Source organism: Gammaproteobacteria bacterium (assembly GCA_015709635.1).
GTDB lineage: Bacteria > Pseudomonadota > Gammaproteobacteria > Burkholderiales > Nitrosomonadaceae > Nitrosomonas.
Window position 1 is genome coordinate 188,890 of sequence record CP054180.1, and the last position, 15,636, is coordinate 204,525.

At 51.9% G+C, this 15,636-nt stretch carries 14 protein-coding genes and 1 tRNA gene; 6 read left to right on the top strand and 9 right to left on the bottom strand.

Features of this window, described 5'->3' with window-relative positions; genetic code table 11:
- Positions 1–28: 28 nt before the first annotated feature.
- From HRU78_00910 to HRU78_00925, 4 genes are all read right to left on the bottom strand, one after another.
- Positions 29–421 carry a transposase gene (locus HRU78_00910; GenBank protein ID QOJ22377.1) on the bottom strand — a complete coding sequence of 131 codons (393 nt, stop codon included), beginning with the start codon at positions 419–421 and terminating at the stop codon, positions 29–31.
- Complete coding sequence (locus HRU78_00915) at positions 307–1,131, bottom strand: transposase (protein ID QOJ22378.1); 825 nt, start codon at positions 1,129–1,131, stop codon at positions 307–309. Before HRU78_00915 ends, HRU78_00910 begins: the two co-directional genes overlap by 115 nt.
- 17 nt (positions 1,132–1,148) lie before the next feature.
- Positions 1,149–1,469: a transposase gene (locus HRU78_00920; GenBank protein QOJ22379.1), complete on the bottom strand. Its 321-nt coding sequence runs from the start codon at positions 1,467–1,469 to the stop codon at positions 1,149–1,151.
- 373 nt (positions 1,470–1,842) lie between these two features.
- Positions 1,843–1,918 (bottom strand) — tRNA-Arg (locus HRU78_00925).
- A gap of 30 nt (positions 1,919–1,948) precedes the next feature.
- On the opposite strand from HRU78_00925, the gene HRU78_00930 reads away from it, so the two are divergent.
- The 3 genes from HRU78_00930 to HRU78_00940 all read left to right on the top strand — a co-directional run bounded on the left by HRU78_00930 (position 1,949) and on the right by HRU78_00940 (position 4,213).
- Positions 1,949–3,181, top strand: a complete 1,233-nt coding sequence (locus HRU78_00930; GenBank protein ID QOJ22380.1) for an MFS transporter — start codon at positions 1,949–1,951, stop codon at positions 3,179–3,181.
- A gap of 14 nt (positions 3,182–3,195) precedes the next feature.
- Positions 3,196–3,729, top strand: a complete 534-nt coding sequence (locus HRU78_00935; protein ID QOJ22381.1) for a peroxiredoxin — start codon at positions 3,196–3,198, stop codon at positions 3,727–3,729.
- Between the two features lie 112 nt (positions 3,730–3,841).
- A complete protein-coding gene (locus HRU78_00940; GenBank protein ID QOJ22382.1) occupies positions 3,842–4,213 on the top strand; it encodes a TraR/DksA family transcriptional regulator in 372 nt (123 codons plus the stop codon).
- 6 nt (positions 4,214–4,219) lie between these two features.
- On the opposite strand, the gene HRU78_00945 is transcribed toward HRU78_00940, so the two are convergent.
- The 3 genes from HRU78_00945 to HRU78_00955 are packed head-to-tail and all read right to left on the bottom strand — an operon-like array spanning position 4,220 to position 6,428.
- Positions 4,220–4,768: a Smr/MutS family protein gene (locus HRU78_00945; protein QOJ22383.1), complete on the bottom strand. Its 549-nt coding sequence runs from the start codon at positions 4,766–4,768 to the stop codon at positions 4,220–4,222.
- Between the two features lie 43 nt (positions 4,769–4,811).
- A complete protein-coding gene (gene trxB / locus HRU78_00950; GenBank protein ID QOJ22384.1) occupies positions 4,812–5,762 on the bottom strand; it encodes a thioredoxin-disulfide reductase in 951 nt (316 codons plus the stop codon).
- A gap of 3 nt (positions 5,763–5,765) precedes the next feature.
- Complete coding sequence (locus tag HRU78_00955; protein QOJ22385.1) at positions 5,766–6,428, bottom strand: protocatechuate 3,4-dioxygenase; 663 nt, start codon at positions 6,426–6,428, stop codon at positions 5,766–5,768.
- A gap of 376 nt (positions 6,429–6,804) precedes the next feature.
- On the opposite strand from HRU78_00955, the gene HRU78_00960 reads away from it, so the two are divergent.
- Positions 6,805–7,815, top strand: a complete 1,011-nt coding sequence (locus HRU78_00960; GenBank protein ID QOJ22386.1) for a metal-dependent hydrolase — start codon at positions 6,805–6,807, stop codon at positions 7,813–7,815.
- Between the two features lie 17 nt (positions 7,816–7,832).
- Here the strand turns inward: HRU78_00960 and HRU78_00965 are convergent, their stop codons facing one another.
- Entirely contained in the window at positions 7,833–8,534 is a 702-nt protein-coding gene (locus tag HRU78_00965; GenBank protein QOJ22387.1) for a type 1 glutamine amidotransferase, read from the bottom strand.
- A 165-nt stretch (positions 8,535–8,699) separates the two neighbouring features.
- Between HRU78_00965 and HRU78_00970 the strand changes: the two genes are divergently transcribed.
- Positions 8,700–10,082, top strand: coding sequence for a DUF2868 domain-containing protein (locus HRU78_00970; GenBank protein QOJ22388.1), 1,383 nt, complete (start codon positions 8,700–8,702; stop codon positions 10,080–10,082).
- A 3-nt stretch (positions 10,083–10,085) separates the two neighbouring features.
- Positions 10,086–11,495, top strand: coding sequence for a GTPase/DUF3482 domain-containing protein (locus tag HRU78_00975; protein ID QOJ22389.1), 1,410 nt, complete (start codon positions 10,086–10,088; stop codon positions 11,493–11,495).
- Between the two features lie 52 nt (positions 11,496–11,547).
- On the opposite strand, the gene HRU78_00980 is transcribed toward HRU78_00975, so the two are convergent.
- A complete protein-coding gene (locus tag HRU78_00980) occupies positions 11,548–15,534 on the bottom strand; it encodes a PAS domain S-box protein (GenBank protein ID QOJ22390.1) in 3,987 nt (1,328 codons plus the stop codon).
- Between the last annotated feature and the right edge of the window lie 102 nt (positions 15,535–15,636).

The following is a 15,636-nucleotide window of genomic DNA, read 5'->3' on the forward strand; positions in this document are numbered from 1 at the left end:
TTCAGACGGCCTGTTGAAAAAGCCAGTTTTATGCCGAGACTGCTTCATGTGGAAAAAATTTTGGTATGCGTCTAAAGTAATTTAGATAATTTTGTACTTTCAATATTTCTTCTCGGAGAGACAGATATTTTTTCAAAAGCCAATAAATACTTGGCGATTGCTTGACGATTCGCTTAATGTTTTGGGCCATTGCGGTCATCAGAGCCTGAATCGATACTTTCTGTAATCCCCGGTAACGGGCACGTCTTAGTCCGTGAAACTGCTTGGCTTCAGCGAATAATCCTTCGATCGTCCATTTGCGCAATATCATCTTGCTGATAAAAGCTCTGGTTTCTTGCCGTACACGAACCTTGTCAATTTCATGCTGATGTGGACTTCGATAGACAAACCGAGCCCTGTTTTGGCCGACTCGGGTAAGCAATCTGCTCGCCTGGGGCACTGGCGACAGTGCCCGCCAGTGATTCGGTATCGTTTGATCATCCCGTTATCCAATTTCTCATAAGGGTAGAGAAAATACCCCTCTGGACATTGGTATCGATCAGTCTCACTGTGATACCTGAACTCAGTGGGCGTAAGTTTGCCTTTGCCAAGACGGGCATCGTGCAGCGGTATATAAGTGCGTATCTTGCGTTGCCTAAACGCACTATAAGTTGGCCCCCGACCATATCCACGATCAGCAATCACTTCTTGAACATCAAAACCCATCTCATTACATAAATAGTCGATTCTGTCAGGGAGTATGGGGCCCTCATGAGTAGAGCCCGTCGTGGTATAACAATCAGTAATAATCCGTGTCTTTACATCAGCACTATAGTGAACCTTGTACTTAAGACCACCATCAGTACCTTTACGATAGACCATAGTGGCATCTGGGTCTGAGGCACTGACATGAGTCTGATTAGCCACTCGGCGTTTGCGTTTTCCATGCTGAAAATCATGATACCGCTTCTCATACTGCTTTAAAACTCTGGCATTAGGATCAGCATTCTCGCGCTTTACCAGGGAATCCATGGAGGCATTAGCCTTCACGAGCGTCGCATCAACAACAATCTGCTTGCCGGTGAATCGACCCTGCTTTTGCCATTGCAGCAACATCAGTTTAAATATTTGCTGGTATCTGGATTCTCCCATTCTGTCTCGTATACGGGTTAATGAGGAGTGGTGAGGTACAGACTGGTATAGGGAATCCGGCAAAACCAACGATACGCCAGATTCAGGTGAACATCACGGCAAAGCTGACGGTCAGACTCAATCCCAAACAAGTAACTGATCAGCTGCATCCGAAAAAACAATACGGGATCAATGGAGGTTCGTCCATTGTCTACGCAGTAGAGTTCTTCGGTCAGGCCATACAAAAACTCCAAATCCAGTAGCTTATCGACCTTCCTTAATAAATGATCTTTGGGAATAAAGCTCTCTAGATCTATCGTCGAGAATAATTCCCGTTGATGCGTTTGTTTGCCTTGCATTGATCTTTACCGGTGGTCGATAGTGAAGTCTATTTTATTATCAACTCAACGTAGTATCAGAGGTTTTTCAACAGGCCGCAGACTTGATCTGACAGTTACCCGATTTGATGATGTGCCTGTCAGATCGGGTCTGAATTACAGAAAATGCATTTCATTAAATCAATTAGCTGATGCATGTTTAAAGTATTTCCAGCTAAATCAATCCGCTACCATCAGCTGATTATGAATCATTATGATGCATTGTTTTTAATAGTTTTCTGGTAAACGCTATTACTGGAGTGTTTTTATTTGTTTGATATTTTTTCTCAGCGTGGTACCAGTGTGGCACCAATTGATTGTAGAGAACTATTATTCATATAACATATTGATTCATTGGCGCCCTGAACACGAATCGAACGTGCGACCTACCCCTTAGGAGGGGGTTGCTCTATCCACTGAGCTACCAGGGCGGACCCGGCATTTTACGCTAATATCACGCTATGAATAAACTTGATCAACCCGATGCTGCACACTCCGGTGCTGTGAAGAAACTGCCGAGAACCGTTGTCGTTCTCGGATTCGTCAGTTTTTTCAACGATTTCGCTTCGGACATCGTGATACCGCTGATTCCGATCTTGCTGGCGACTGTGCTGGCGGCGGGGCCGGTTGTGCTGGGGTTGATCGAAGGCGTGGCGGATGCGCTGGCCTGTTTTCTCAAGTTATGGGCAGGGCGGCATTCCGATGTCATGAGCGGGCGGCGTAAAGGCTTGGCGTTAGCCGGATATACGCTTTCCAATTGCGCGCGCCCATTGCTCGGGCTAGCCGGTTCCTGGGTGACTGTACTGTTGCTGCGCAGTATCGACCGTGTCGGCAAGGGATTGCGCAGTGCGCCGCGCGATGCCATGGTCGCCGATGCGACACCGCCGCCGATTCGTGGTTATGCATTCGGCTTTCATCGTGCACTGGATAACGCCGGGGCGGTTGCAGGCGCTCTGACGGCCGCGGCCATTCTGGCGTGGTCTGAGTTGAGCTTGGGTGAAGTGATCCTGTGGTCGGCAGTACCCGGTTTTGTCGCAGTAGCGCTTTTGGGGGCGGGCGTGCAAGAAGCCAAAGCAAATCCTGTTCAATCGATGGAGCCGCAGCGTGTGCTTCCGCCGCTGCGCTGGTCGGCGTTATCCGTAGCGATGCGGCATTACTTGTGGGTATTGATGCTGTTTACGTTCGCACGCGCTTCTGAAACTTTTATTTTGCTATTCGGTCATGAATTAGGTGTTGGCGTTGTTGAATTACTACTGTTATGGGCCGCGCTGAATCTTGCCAAGGCGGTTACTTCCACGCAGGGAGGGCAATTAGCCGATCATTTCGGGCGCGGCGCATTGATTCTGATCGGCTGGTTCGCGCTGGCGCTGTCGTTTGGGGCGTTGAGCCAAGTTACAACCAATACCGGGCTATGGTTCGTCAGTATTTTTTACGGTTTGCTGATGGGGCTGAGCGAAGGCGCGGAGCGTGCATTGATCAGCGATTATGCATCACCGGATGAACGGGGCACCGCGTTCGGCTGGTATCATCTGGTCAGCGGTATCGCCGCCATCCCGGCAGGATTGCTGTTCGGAGTCATATGGCAAGTATACAGTGCCGCCACCGCGTTTATGTTCGCCAGCCTGCTGGCGGTATTGGCAATCGTACTATTACGGTTGTGGGCCTGGCCGGTGCATCGCCCGTTTAACGAATAAGGACGAAAAGTATTATGGAATGGTTCACTATCATCTTAGCGGTATTCGCATTGGGATTCATGTTCTGGTTTTTTTCCACGAACAAGAAATCGCTCGAACCGGGTCAGCCCGCACCGGATTTCAAATTGACCGATCAACATGGGGAAACACATACATTGGCTGATTTTCACGGTAAATGGCTGGCGCTGTATTTTTACCCGAAAGATGACACGCCCGGCTGCACCAAACAGGCTTGCGCATTTCGTGACGGTCTGCAGGAATTGGTGGATTTAGGCGCTGCAGTGGCCGGTGTCAGTGTCGACGATACCAACAGTCATGCCGATTTCGCCAAAAAATTTCAACTGCAATTTCCGCTGCTGGCGGATACCACGGCAGAAACGGCGGCGCGTTATCATTCCCTGGTCAATCTCGGCGTGATCAAGTTTGCCAGGCGCAATACCTTCCTGATCGATCCGCAGGGTAAGATTGCCCGCATGTATCTGTCGGCCAGCGCGGCGCGTAACTCCGCCGAAGTGATCGCAGACTTAAAACATTTGCAAGCGGTATAACGATGGCCGATGGAAGGCTTGAACTGGCTCCGTGCTGTTGTTTTGACTTCAATCAAGAATTTGAAACGGCATCTCGGACAGTATGTAACGAGTAGAAAAAGGAAGGAACAGAATGGCAAAATTCACAGAAGATCAGCTCATGCAGTTGAAAATAGCGCTGCAGAAACGTTATCTTGCATTGCAAGAAGGGGTCAATAATGAATTGTCGCATTCCAGAGCTACGCGCGATTCCGAGCAGAATGAGTACTCCAATGATAGCCCCGACGACATCGACACGGCGCTGATCGACCGGCAGATCAACGAGATGCGCGAGCTGGAAATGTCGATGGAGTATCTCAACGAGCTGGAATTCGGCGATTGCATCGATTGCGGCAACGAAATCGGGTTTGAGCGGTTACTGGCGCAACCCGCCGCGCAGCGCTGTATCGAGTGTCAAAGCAAATACGAAAAAGCTTTTCCGCAGGAATCCAATCCTTCGCTGTAAAAATATCTACGCTTTAGTCTTGAGCAGGATCAGAATAGCGCCACCGCCGCCATCTTCCGCCCGGGCCTGACAGAAAGCCAGCACATCCGCGCGTTGCAGCAGCCAGTTTCCGATCCGGGTTTTGAGAACCGGTTCGCGATTCTTCGAGCTGAGTCCTTTGCCGTGAATGACTCGGACACAGCGTAGCCCCCTTTGTGTGCATGCATCCAGGAAAACGCTTAATTCCCGCCGGGCTTCGTCGCGCGTCAATCCGTGCAGATCGAGATTCGCTTGAATTGCCCAATGACCGCGCCGCAATTTCCGCAGCGTTTGATGCGGCATACCGGGGCGCACATAGGACCAATCATCGCCCGCTTCCATTTCGATAGCGATATGATCCGAGAGCCTATCTTCCGCAACGAATTGTTCCTGCTGTTTTCTTCTGCGGGGAACCGGAGCAACGGGAGAGTTACCAACCGCGGCTTTATTGGCGGCGGGCAGCGGCGCCACATCGCGCATGGCGGCATGAAACAATGCCGCATCATCGTCATTCTGACTGGAATCTTTTTGCGTCATCTCCTGTCACTGACTGCTTGCCGTATGGCTTCCGGTACTTTCGTCACTTTAAGTGGTCCAGGTATTTTTCCGCATCCAATGCCGCCATACAGCCGCTCGCGGCGCTCGTAACCGCCTGGCGGTAAATGTGATCCTGCACATCGCCCGCAGCGAATATGCCGGGTATGTTGGTTGCCGTGGCATTGCCCTGACCGCCGCCGCGTGTGACGATATAGCCATTTTCCATGTGCAATTGGCCGGTAAAAATATCGGTATTGGGTTTATGGCCGATGGCGATAAACACGCCTTGTAAATCGATTGTTTGCGTGGAATTGTCCTGCGTGCTTTTGATGCGCATGCCGGTAACGCCGGATTGATCGCCGAGCACCTCTTCCAGCACGTGATTCAATGCCAGCTTGATATTGCCATTGCGGACTTTTTCCATCAGCTTGTCGATCAGAATTTTTTCCGAACGGAACTGGTCGCGGCGATGCACCACGGTCACGTTGCGCGCGATGTTGGCCAGATAAAGCGCCTCCTCCACCGCGGTATTGCCGCCGCCGATCACGGCAACATCCTGCCCTTTGTAGAAAAAGCCGTCGCACGTCGCGCAACCGGAAACGCCGCGCCCCATGAATGCTTCCTCCGACGGCAAGCCAAGATATTGTGCCGATGCGCCGGTAGCGATAATGAGCGCATCGCAGGTGTAGGTTCCCTGATCGCCGATCAACGTCACCGGCTTTTCTGTCAGCTTGGCGGTATGGATGTGATCGAAAATGATTTCGGTATGAAAACGTTCGGCATGTTTCTGAAACCGTTCCATCAATTCCGGCCCTTGCACGCCCAGCGCATCGGCCGGCCAGTTATCGACATCGGTCGTGGTCATCAATTGCCCGCCCTGCGCCAGTCCGGTGATCAAAACCGGATTCAGATTGGCACGTGCGGCATAAACCGCCGCGGTATAACCGGCGGGCCCGGAGCCCAGAATAAGCAATTTATTGTGTTTGGTTGTCATGTTTTACTTGCGGAATAAATCGAGAACGATATTGTACTCGTAAACGGGCAGATTGCCTTGCTGTGCGATCAGCCGTGCAGTCATCGCGGCACGCTCCGCTGGCGATTTCGCGCTCAGCAACAAATCGCTGTTGTTGAGCTTTTCATCGGGAAAATACATTTGCGTCGTCAGTGCGCGATAACCGGGTTTTGCAATTTTGAAATGAATATGCGGCGGCCGGATCCAGGTTCCGCTGGCCGGATAAGCACCGGGGATCACGGTTTTGAAACGAAAAAAACCGTTCTCGTCGCTATGGATAACTGCCCAGCCCTGGAAATTTTCATCCGGCTTTGCCGGATTGGGATCGCGCGGATGATGGTAGCGGCCGTTGGCATCCGCCTGCCAGATCTCAATCGCTGCGCTGGCAATGGCGCCTCCGGCCACATCCCGGACTTGACCGCTGACAACGATATGCCGACCTTGCGCAATGGCGGTATGACCCTTGATTTGCGTTAAATCGGCGTCTTTGTCTTGCTGATCTTTTACCGGATAAAATGGCCCTGCGGTTTCATCGGGTGTCGGCATCAGCGCCAATGCTTTGGCAACGCTGCCGTGAACACCAAGCGCGCCGACAATGCCGCTCAGTATGCTTAATTTGATTATTTTTCTCCGGGAGACTCTTTTCATGCCTTTTTACATCTCCTGCATGTTTAATGAATAGACTCTTGGGAAACTCTGAAAAAGGTAGCGAACGATGGCAGGCGGAGCGGAATCAGGTGAAAAAGCGCAATTTACCAGAGGTAAATGAGCATTTCATCTCGTTCGCCGAATTAATCAGTGTTTCCTTAGCGAAGTTTAACGGTGTATCAGTTAACTTTGAACTGCATTCTTTAAAGGAGTTTGAATGACGCTGGAAAAAATGTCCTATGAAATGTCAAAACCAAACTGGGTCTATAATTCATCATGCGTGTCAATTATGGCAAAATCCCAATAACCTCTACTTTTGAATGGATCGAAAATTCGAGGTGATTACACTCCACTATCTTCTAAGATTCTCGCAACTATGGATTTATTGACTCAGGGATTACTCGGCGCCACGATGGCGCAGTCGGGTGCAAAACAACAGGAAACGCGTATCGCAACCGGTATCGGCTTTTTTGCCGGCATTGCCGCAGATGTCGATATTCTGATTCAGTCGGAGAATGATCCGCTGCTGAATATCGAATTTCACCGGCACTTCACGCACTCGCTGTTTTTCGTACCACTTGGCGCATTGATTGTCGCGTTCATGCTCTGGCCATTCTTGCGCAAACGCTTGCCATTTGCGCGGTTATATTGGTTCACTTTCTTGGGGTACTGCTTGAGCGGTACGCTCGATGCATTCACCAGCTACGGCACGAATCTGCTGTGGCCGGTCAGTGACGAGCGCGTTGCACTGAACATCATTTCCGTGCTCGACCCTGTTTTTACGTTGATTCTGCTGATTGCCGGCGCGATCGCATGGAAAAAATATAGTCATGTCGCGGCGCGTATCGGTTTATTGCTGGCAACAATCTATCTGTCGTTCGGTTGGATGCAATTACACCGTGCCGAAACCGCTGCTATTGCATTGATTTCCGAACGCGACCATCGAGCTGAACGGCTACTGGTCAAACCGACGCTCGCCAATTTGGTGTTGTGGCGCTCCATCTACGAATTCGACGGCAAATTCTATGTGGACGCAGTTCGTGTCGGCTTATTTTCTGCGCCGCGCATTTACCAGGGCGAATCGGTCGATAAATTCGTACTCGAACGCGACTTGCAGGGATTGCCGGCTTCATCCGTGCTGGCGCAGGATATCGCGCGTTTCAGTCACTTCTCATCCGGATTTCTCGCTATCCGCCCGCAACAACCGGATGTGCTGGTCGATGTGCGTTATTCCAATTTGCCGACGACAACCGCACCGCTGTGGGGCATCGAAATCAACCCGGAACAACCGGATCAACATGCACAGTACAGACTCTATCGCGATTCATCCAATGCGACGCGCGAGAGGTTTCTGAGGTTGCTGCTGGGTGAGCATGTGTTGGATTGAGTGTAATAACCGTGCGGTTATTTCAAATTCACAATCCACTTGCGATACAACCGTTCCGCCACCGTATTCAGTGCAACGACCCGTTCCGGCAAATCCTTTTCAATCTCCTCTAACGATTGCACTGACGGCTCATTCAGGCTGGCGAGTTCTTCCGCGCCGACGCTGCACCAGTCGATCACCAGGCGTTCGGTCATTTCGACGTGGCATTGCATGCCGAGGTGCATGCCGAGTGCAAACGCTTGGTTTTCGCAGTATGGGCTGGACAAAATGCGTGTGCCGCCTTGCGGGATGCTGAATGCTTCACCGTGCCAGTGAAACGAATTGAAACCGATCACGTCGCCGAACCATTCATGCGCCACCGGATTATCCGGAACGGTAACTTCGCCCCAGCCCATTTCCTTGGCCGGATTGGCGCTGACTGCACCGCCCAAGGCTTTGGCCATGAGCTGCCCGCCGAGGCAGTGGCCAAGCACCGGCACATCAGCGGCCACCGCTTGACGGATCAACGACAATTCCTGCTCGATCCACGGCAAATCGTCGTTGACGCTCATCGTGCCGCCCATGAATACCAAGCCGCTGAACTCATCGACGCTGGCCGGTAGTTTTTCTCCGGCATCGATTTTGATCAAGTACCATGGAATATGATTGTTGTCGAGAAATGTGGCAAAATAGCCGGGTCCTTCGATGGGAATGTGTCTAAAAATTGCAACCGGTTTCATGAAATTTTCCTGCCGTAATTTTGAATAATCTGATGACGAATTTTAGCTTGTTTTGCAGCTTGTTTTCTGCTGAAAATCCGGGCATTTTTCTTTGAATGCCGTGACGTACAACGACACCGCCAATTGTAATTTTTCTATGGTTATTTTTCCGCAACGGATTCCGCCATGCCGGTAAACAAGCACACTTTCGCTGATTTGGTGCGTATCGAGCAATTGCGCAAGATCGAATCCATCAAAGCCGGGGAATTGTCGTACGAGGCCATCAAGACTATGCCCGGTTCCGTGACCGGTGATTTCAACTACGCGGAATTCGTTGATCGGCTGGCGATTCGTGCCAATCTCTTGATTCGCGACAACTCGCTGGGGGATGCATTGCAGCAGCCGCACTGGCAGTTCATCCGCGCCCGCCGGATTTGCCTGATCGCCGCGGTGGTTCTGGGCGGATTGGCGGCCAGTCAGGCTGTCAGCGAATCGTCGACATTGAATATTTACTGGCTGCTCGCGGTGCTGCTCGGTTTTAACACGTTGTCGCTGCTGCTGTGGTTATCGGGCATTGCGCTGAATTTGCAAAGCTTGAGCAGCGGCATCGTGGCGCAATTGGCCAGTTGGCTGCCTTACCGGCACAAACAGGATCCGGCGATTCCGTCGCTGGCCTCGCACGCCTGGTGGGAAAGCTGCTTAACCGGTACTGTCGGGAAATGGCGCATCAGCGTGTTGACGCATCAATTCTGGATGACCTACCTGAGTGCCGGTCTGGTGCTGTTGATTTTGCTGATGCTGGCCAAACAATACAATTTCATCTGGGGTACGACACTGCTGCCCGACAGCACGTTACCGGGATTGACACAGATGCTGGGAGCGCCGCTGGAAGGATTGGGATTGAAAATTCCCGATAATCCGCAAACGGTCGCGAGCAGAGTCGGCGTCATGAAGCAGGATGCGGAAACGCGCACTGCGTGGGCCACTTTCCTGATCGGTGCGGTGCTGGTTTACGGCTTGTTGCCGCGCTTGCTGGTGCTGGGCTTTTCGTTGCTCATGCAAAAATGGAGCGAGTACCGCTTCAAGTTGGATTTGTATTTACCCTATTACATCGAACTGCGTCAGCGCTTGATGGCGCGCGAGGTGAAAGCCGAAGTGATCGACGCCGATCCGCAAGCCGGTATGAAGCCGGCAGAAGTGGAACGTCCACCGGAAAATGTCGCCATTCCGGCCAATGCGCAAGCTTTTGGCATCGAGTTAGATGCAGCCACGCACTGGCCGGATGCCGTGACCTGCCGGTTAAATATCGTCGATGAAGAGTCGCACGACCAGGCCATGGCGTTGATAAAAAATCTCAACGGCCCGTTATTGCTAGGCGTGGCGGCGCATCGCCTGCCCGATCGCGGCGTGCAGCGTTTGATCAAGGAACTGACCGATTGCAGCAATAGCAAACCTTGGTTGATTCTGCTCAGCAAGCCGTCGGCACCGGTTACTAGCGCGCGCGAATTTGCCTGGTTCCGGCTCGCCGAAGCGTGCGGGATTCCTGCGGAGCACGTCATTACGCGCTAACTCATGATAGATAAAAATACCCAGCACCAGCTGCAAACCGATACTTTGCTGAATGTTGCAGTCGTCGGGCATACCAACACCGGCAAAACATCGTTGATCCGCACCATGTTGCGCAGCACCGAATTCGGCGTCATCGAAGATGCTGCGGGCACGACGCGGCATGTCGAGCAAGCGGCCATATCCGCCGACAATGAACCGGTTCTGAATTTGTACGATACACCCGGATTGGAAGACTCAAGAGCATTATCCGCGCACATTAAGAAGCTGAGTGCAAGAGCAAAATCGTTGTCTGCCGCGCAAATTTTGCAGGAGTTTGTCGCGCATGCCACCGTCAACGATCCGCTGGAGCAGGAAGCAAAAGTAATCCGGCAAGTGTTGCGCAGCGATATTCTGCTGTACATCATCGACGTGCGCGAACCTTTCCTGGAGAAATACCGCCTGGAACTGGAAATCCTCACACAAGCGGGAAAACCGGTTATCCCGGTGTTTAATTTTATCGCCGGGCACGACCATGAGCTAGCCAAGTGGCGCGAGCATCTGGCGGCTTTCCACATGCATGCCACACTGGAATTCGACACCGTGGCGTTTTCATTCGAAGCGGAAAAGCGCTTGTACCAGAAAATGCAGACGCTGGTGGAATCGCATTACGACCGGCTGCAGAAACTGATCGATTACCGCGCCAAATTATGGAATCAGCTTTGTTTATCCGGCGCCAAGCGTGTTGCCGAATTGGTTGTTAACGTGGCCTGTTACCGTGAGAGCAAAGGAGCTGAAAACAATTTGCTTACGCATTCGCTGCTGGAAGACCGGTTGCATGATTTTGTCCGCAAAGCCGAGCAGAGCTGCTTGCACGATTTGCTGGTCATTTTCAATTTCTCGGAAAAGGACGTCGCCATCCAGAAAATTCCGGTTAGCAATGGTCATTGGCAACTGGATATCTTCGCGCCCGGCATCCTCAAAGCGTATGGATTGGATGTTGGCAGCGCCGCGGCTAAGGGTGCAGCAGCCGGCGCCGGGATCGATCTGGTGGTCGGCGGCATGAGCCTGGGCGCAGCCAGCGCGTTAGGCGCCATCGCCGGTGCCGGCTGGTCGACATTCAAGCGCTACGGCGACGAGATCAAAGCGACGGTCAAAGGCACCAAGTGGCAATGCGCCGACGAAACCACGCTGCAAATCCTGTATCTGCGCCAGAAACATTTGCTCAGAAAATTGATGCACCGCGGTCATGCCGCGCAGGATACAGTGCATGTGGATAAAGCCGATAGCGAGAAATTACCGGCCAGCTGGAGTAAATTGGTCAGCGCCTTGCGCCAGAACCCGGCTTGGCAGGAGCCTTCCGCCGCGCGCAACAGCAATCCGCAATTCCAGGAAATCGAAACGAAGCTGGTCGAAGCGTTACTGGATGAAGCTTGAAATGCTTACAGCTTTCGCTTTGCCGTCGCTCGCTACCTTGCTCAGAGCTTTCTTAGGAATTTCTGTTAGCGCTTTTTTGCAAAAATTGCTCGAGAACTTGAATCAGCTGATCAGGATCGAAAGGCTTGGGTAAGTAAGCGTTCATACCGATTTTCATCAATTCTTGCGGGTCGTGCTGCATGATATTCGCGGTTAGCGCGACGATCGGGATCTCAGTGAGCTGAAGGTCCTGGCGGATGCGCCGGGTTGCTTCCAATCCATCCATTTCAGGCATTTGCAGGTCCATAAAAATCAGATCGAACGGAGATTCGGTGGTATTGAGCAAATCCAGGCATTCCACGCCATTTTGCGCCAGGCTTACGGCGATTCCCAAATTGGTCAGCAATTCGGTGATCAGCATTTGGTTGAATTCGTTGTCCTCCACGATGAGGATATGGGCGCCGGGGAATTGTTTCGGGCCGGGGGGCGCTGGTTGATCGGTTTGGCCGGTTTTGGTTTCGCTCAGCAGCGATGTGACCGTATCGAGCAGATTGAGTGGCGTGAATGGCTTTATCAAAACGCTGATCGCGCTTTTTTCTGCAAACTGATCGGTAAATGCCGGATCCATATTGTTGCTGATCAGAATGATTTTGGGATGGCTCGAAACCGGGAATGCGGCTTCGATGGCCTGAATGGTCTCGCGATAGCGGGTATCGGCTAAGCGTGTCAGCAGCAGCAAATCGAACGGCACTTGGCTGGGATCCGCAAACATGCGGATGGATGCCGTGCCGCTATCGACGGCAACGGCGCTCCAGCCGATGGATTGCACGATTTCCGTAATGACTGCGCGCGTGACCGCACGGTCGTCGATGATCATGACCTTGAGCGATTGCAGGTTGGCAGGAATGGTCACCCACGGTTCCATAGCGTGGTTTTTGCGTTGCAATTTGACGGTGCAGTGGAACTTGCTGCCTACGCCGGGTTCGCTTTCGGCGATGATATTGCCGCCCATTTGCTGCGCCAGCCGCTGGGAAATAGACAAACCCAAACCGGTGCCGCCGAAACGCCTCGTAATGGACGAATCAGCCTGCGCGAAAGCCTCGAAAAGGTGCGCCATGTGTTCGCTGGAGATACCAATGCCGCTGTCGGTGATGCTGAAAATCAGCGTAGTGTTTTCAGCATCTTCAGTGGAATCGATTGCGATGCGGATAATGACTTCACCGCGATCGGTGAACTTGATCGCGTTGTTGGTGAGGTTCACGAAAATTTGACTGAGTCTGAGCGGATCGCCGATAAAATGCCTCGGTACATCCGGCTCGACATAAAAAAGCACGTCGATGGTTTTGTCTTTGGCCGCGATTGAAGCGATCGCCGACAGATTTTCCAGAATTGTGTTCAGGTCGAAAGCGATGTGATCCAATTCGATCTTGTTGGCTTCAATCTTGGAATAATCCAGAATATCGTTAATCACCCCCAGCAAAATATTGGAGGAACCTTCGATATTGCGCAGGTAGGCGCTCTGCCGTTCATCCAGCGAGGTTTTGCTCAACAGGTAAGCCATGCCGAGAACGGCATTCATGGGGGTACGGATTTCGTGCGACATCATTGCCAGGAAACGGGTTTTAGCGTGGCTGGCGGCTTCCGCCTGCTGGCGCGCCTCGATCAGCATGGTTTCGCGCTCTTTGCGTTCGGTGATGTCCTGGTGCGTGCCGAACATCATCAGCGGTTTGCCATCCGTAGTCCAGCTCAACACTTTGCCGCGGTCCAGCACCCAGATCCAATGTCCGGCTTTGTGGCGCATGCGTGCTTCGCATTCGTAATAAGGGATTTTTCCGGCGAAGTGATCTTTGAGCAGTATTTTGGATTGCTGCAAATCATCCGGGTGTGCATACTTCAGCCAGGTTTCGATGGATATGGGCCCCAGCTCGTCGAGGGTGTAGCCGATGATTTCGGCCCAGCGCTGATTGAAAATGACTTGCCCGGCTTGCACATTCCATTCCCACGTGCCGATATTAGTTCCTTCGATGATGTTGGATAAACGCAAGCGCTGATATTCCAGTTCCTTGGCATGCTGCTTGCGGCTGGTGATGTCGCGCGATGAAGCATAAATCAATTGCTTACCAGAAATTTCCAGCCTTCTGGCATTGATCTCGACATCGATGATGCTACCGTCCTTGCGCTGGTGCCGCGTTTCGAAAACACGCGGGTTTTTTGAAACTTCGCGTACGGCGTCAATCAGTTTTTCCTTCGGAATCATCGCATCCCAGTCCTTGACATTCAGCCGCGCGGTTTCTTCGTTGGAATAACCGAGCATCTTGGCGAACGAGTGGCTGAACTCCACGATATTGCCGTCCTCGTCGAGAATATGAACGCCGTCGCTGGCGAGTTCGAGCAAGGCTGAAAATTTCAATGAGATGTTTTTCAGTTCGGTAATGTCGTTGGCGTAGCCGTTCCAGATAACGCTGCCGTCATTCTGTTTTTCCGGCTTCGAATGCGCGTGTATCCAGCGGACCTCATGTTGCCGGGTAACGATCCGGAAATCAGTGTGCCAGTCGTTCAGGGTGTCGGCGGATTCCCGGATTGATTGGTTGAATGCTTCCCTATCCTCCGGATGAACGATGGAAAAGACTGCGGAAGCGTCATCGATAACGTTTTCGGGTGGTATACCCAAAATTTCATTGATGCCTTTGCTGGCGTAAGGCACACATGTGCGCCCATCGGCAAACCGCTGGAATTGGTAAATAAAACCGGGGATGCTATTGGATAAGTCTTCAAGAAATTTATGGCTTTTGATGAGCTGCGTTTCCAGATTCTTGCGCAACGTGATATCGACCAAGGTAATCAAATGATGATTCTTGGCCGACGTGCCCGAATCCAACGGCGAAGCGGTGGCGATAACGCTACGCGTTGAACCGTCTTTACTGCGGATGACGACATCGAGCGGTTCGAAGTTGGTATTGTTTTGTAATGATTTTTCCAGATGTTCGCGCCAAGTGTTTGCCACCCACTGGCGATAGGCCGGATCCGGATATGCCTTGGGCCACCATTCGGCGAGTGTCGGGATATCGTCCAAGGTATACCCGAATGTCTGAATAAACGCTTTGTTCAGGAAAACGATATTTTGCTGTTCATCGTTAATCGCTTTGGGGATGGGGGATGAATCAATAATCGCATACAGTTTGGCTTCGCTTTTCCGCAGCTCCGCCTCTACTTGGTTGCGCTCGGCGAGCAGCACGCTGACGAATTGCGCTGTGAGTGAAATGCCGAGGATAAAGATATTCATGTCGAAGATGTGCGGGATTTCATCCACGACAAAGGGGCCAAATTTGCGCGCTGTTTCAAACAGTGCCAATACAGTAATGCCGCTGCATATCAGCGATACGACGGCTAATCCGCCTTTGATCGCAATCCATAACAGCAGTGGCACGTAGATGACCAGTGCAAGGGAAATGCCGCTGAAATCGGAATTGCCAAAAACCAGCCAGGTGGCGGGCAGCATCAAGATAACCGGCACGATCGCGTGACGCATGGACTGCCGGATGCCGGTCCGATCGGGTGAAGAAAACGCAATCAGCAGAAACGGCGTTACCAGGAATTGTCCTAAGCAATTGCCGAACCACCAGTATGCCCACGCCTGCAAGTAGTTCTGTGACTCTTGAATGACATCGAAAAATACCAGTGTGGCTGTTCCCAGGGTGGCGCTGAATGGCTGGAGAATCAGAAAAATCATGGCAACCAGCCGACTCAAGTCATGCACGCTGTTGAGCGCAGGATCAAGTTTCCAGCGCCTGAATATAGTAGCCGCTATCACCGCTTCGATGCTATTGATGGCGGAAATGGCGAGCGCCGGTAGAAATTCGAGTCCGCTGCTGAATGCCAGTGCCAGTTGTCCCAGAAAAATGCCCGGCCAGATTTTGCGCCCCAGTAAAATGGCAGCGGCCAGCGCGATGCCTTCGGCGACGAAGAAAACCGGGGTGACAATAAAATGCGAAACGGATATCAGAAAGCTGATATGGCCGAAGGCAAAATATAAGACCGCTAACACGAGCAGCTGAATCATATGGTTGCGGGAGGAAGCCGGTTGATGGTTACTTAGCATGTAAAAGCGGGAAATCGATCGGATGGGTGGTCTGTGGTTCGGGCATAAATATCGCTAAACGAA

What these genes read in the sequence shown, in the direction of transcription:
- HRU78_00915 (QOJ22378.1), bottom strand. Translation starts at nt 1,131, where the DNA reads ATGGGAGAATCCAGATACCAGCAAATATTTAAACTGATGTTGCTGCAA.
- HRU78_00920 (QOJ22379.1), bottom strand. Translation starts at nt 1,469, where the DNA reads ATGCAAGGCAAACAAACGCATCAACGGGAATTATTCTCGACGATAGAT.
- HRU78_00930 (QOJ22380.1), top strand. Translation starts at nt 1,949, where the DNA reads ATGAATAAACTTGATCAACCCGATGCTGCACACTCCGGTGCTGTGAAG.
- HRU78_00935 (QOJ22381.1), top strand. Translation starts at nt 3,196, where the DNA reads ATGGAATGGTTCACTATCATCTTAGCGGTATTCGCATTGGGATTCATG.
- HRU78_00940 (QOJ22382.1), top strand. Translation starts at nt 3,842, where the DNA reads ATGGCAAAATTCACAGAAGATCAGCTCATGCAGTTGAAAATAGCGCTG.
- HRU78_00945 (QOJ22383.1), bottom strand. Translation starts at nt 4,768, where the DNA reads ATGACGCAAAAAGATTCCAGTCAGAATGACGATGATGCGGCATTGTTT.
- trxB (QOJ22384.1), bottom strand. Translation starts at nt 5,762, where the DNA reads ATGACAACCAAACACAATAAATTGCTTATTCTGGGCTCCGGGCCCGCC.
- HRU78_00955 (QOJ22385.1), bottom strand. Translation starts at nt 6,428, where the DNA reads ATGAAAAGAGTCTCCCGGAGAAAAATAATCAAATTAAGCATACTGAGC.
- HRU78_00960 (QOJ22386.1), top strand. Translation starts at nt 6,805, where the DNA reads ATGGATTTATTGACTCAGGGATTACTCGGCGCCACGATGGCGCAGTCG.
- HRU78_00965 (QOJ22387.1), bottom strand. Translation starts at nt 8,534, where the DNA reads ATGAAACCGGTTGCAATTTTTAGACACATTCCCATCGAAGGACCCGGC.
- HRU78_00970 (QOJ22388.1), top strand. Translation starts at nt 8,700, where the DNA reads ATGCCGGTAAACAAGCACACTTTCGCTGATTTGGTGCGTATCGAGCAA.
- HRU78_00975 (QOJ22389.1), top strand. Translation starts at nt 10,086, where the DNA reads ATGATAGATAAAAATACCCAGCACCAGCTGCAAACCGATACTTTGCTG.
- HRU78_00980 (QOJ22390.1), bottom strand. Translation starts at nt 15,534, where the DNA reads ATGATTCAGCTGCTCGTGTTAGCGGTCTTATATTTTGCCTTCGGCCAT.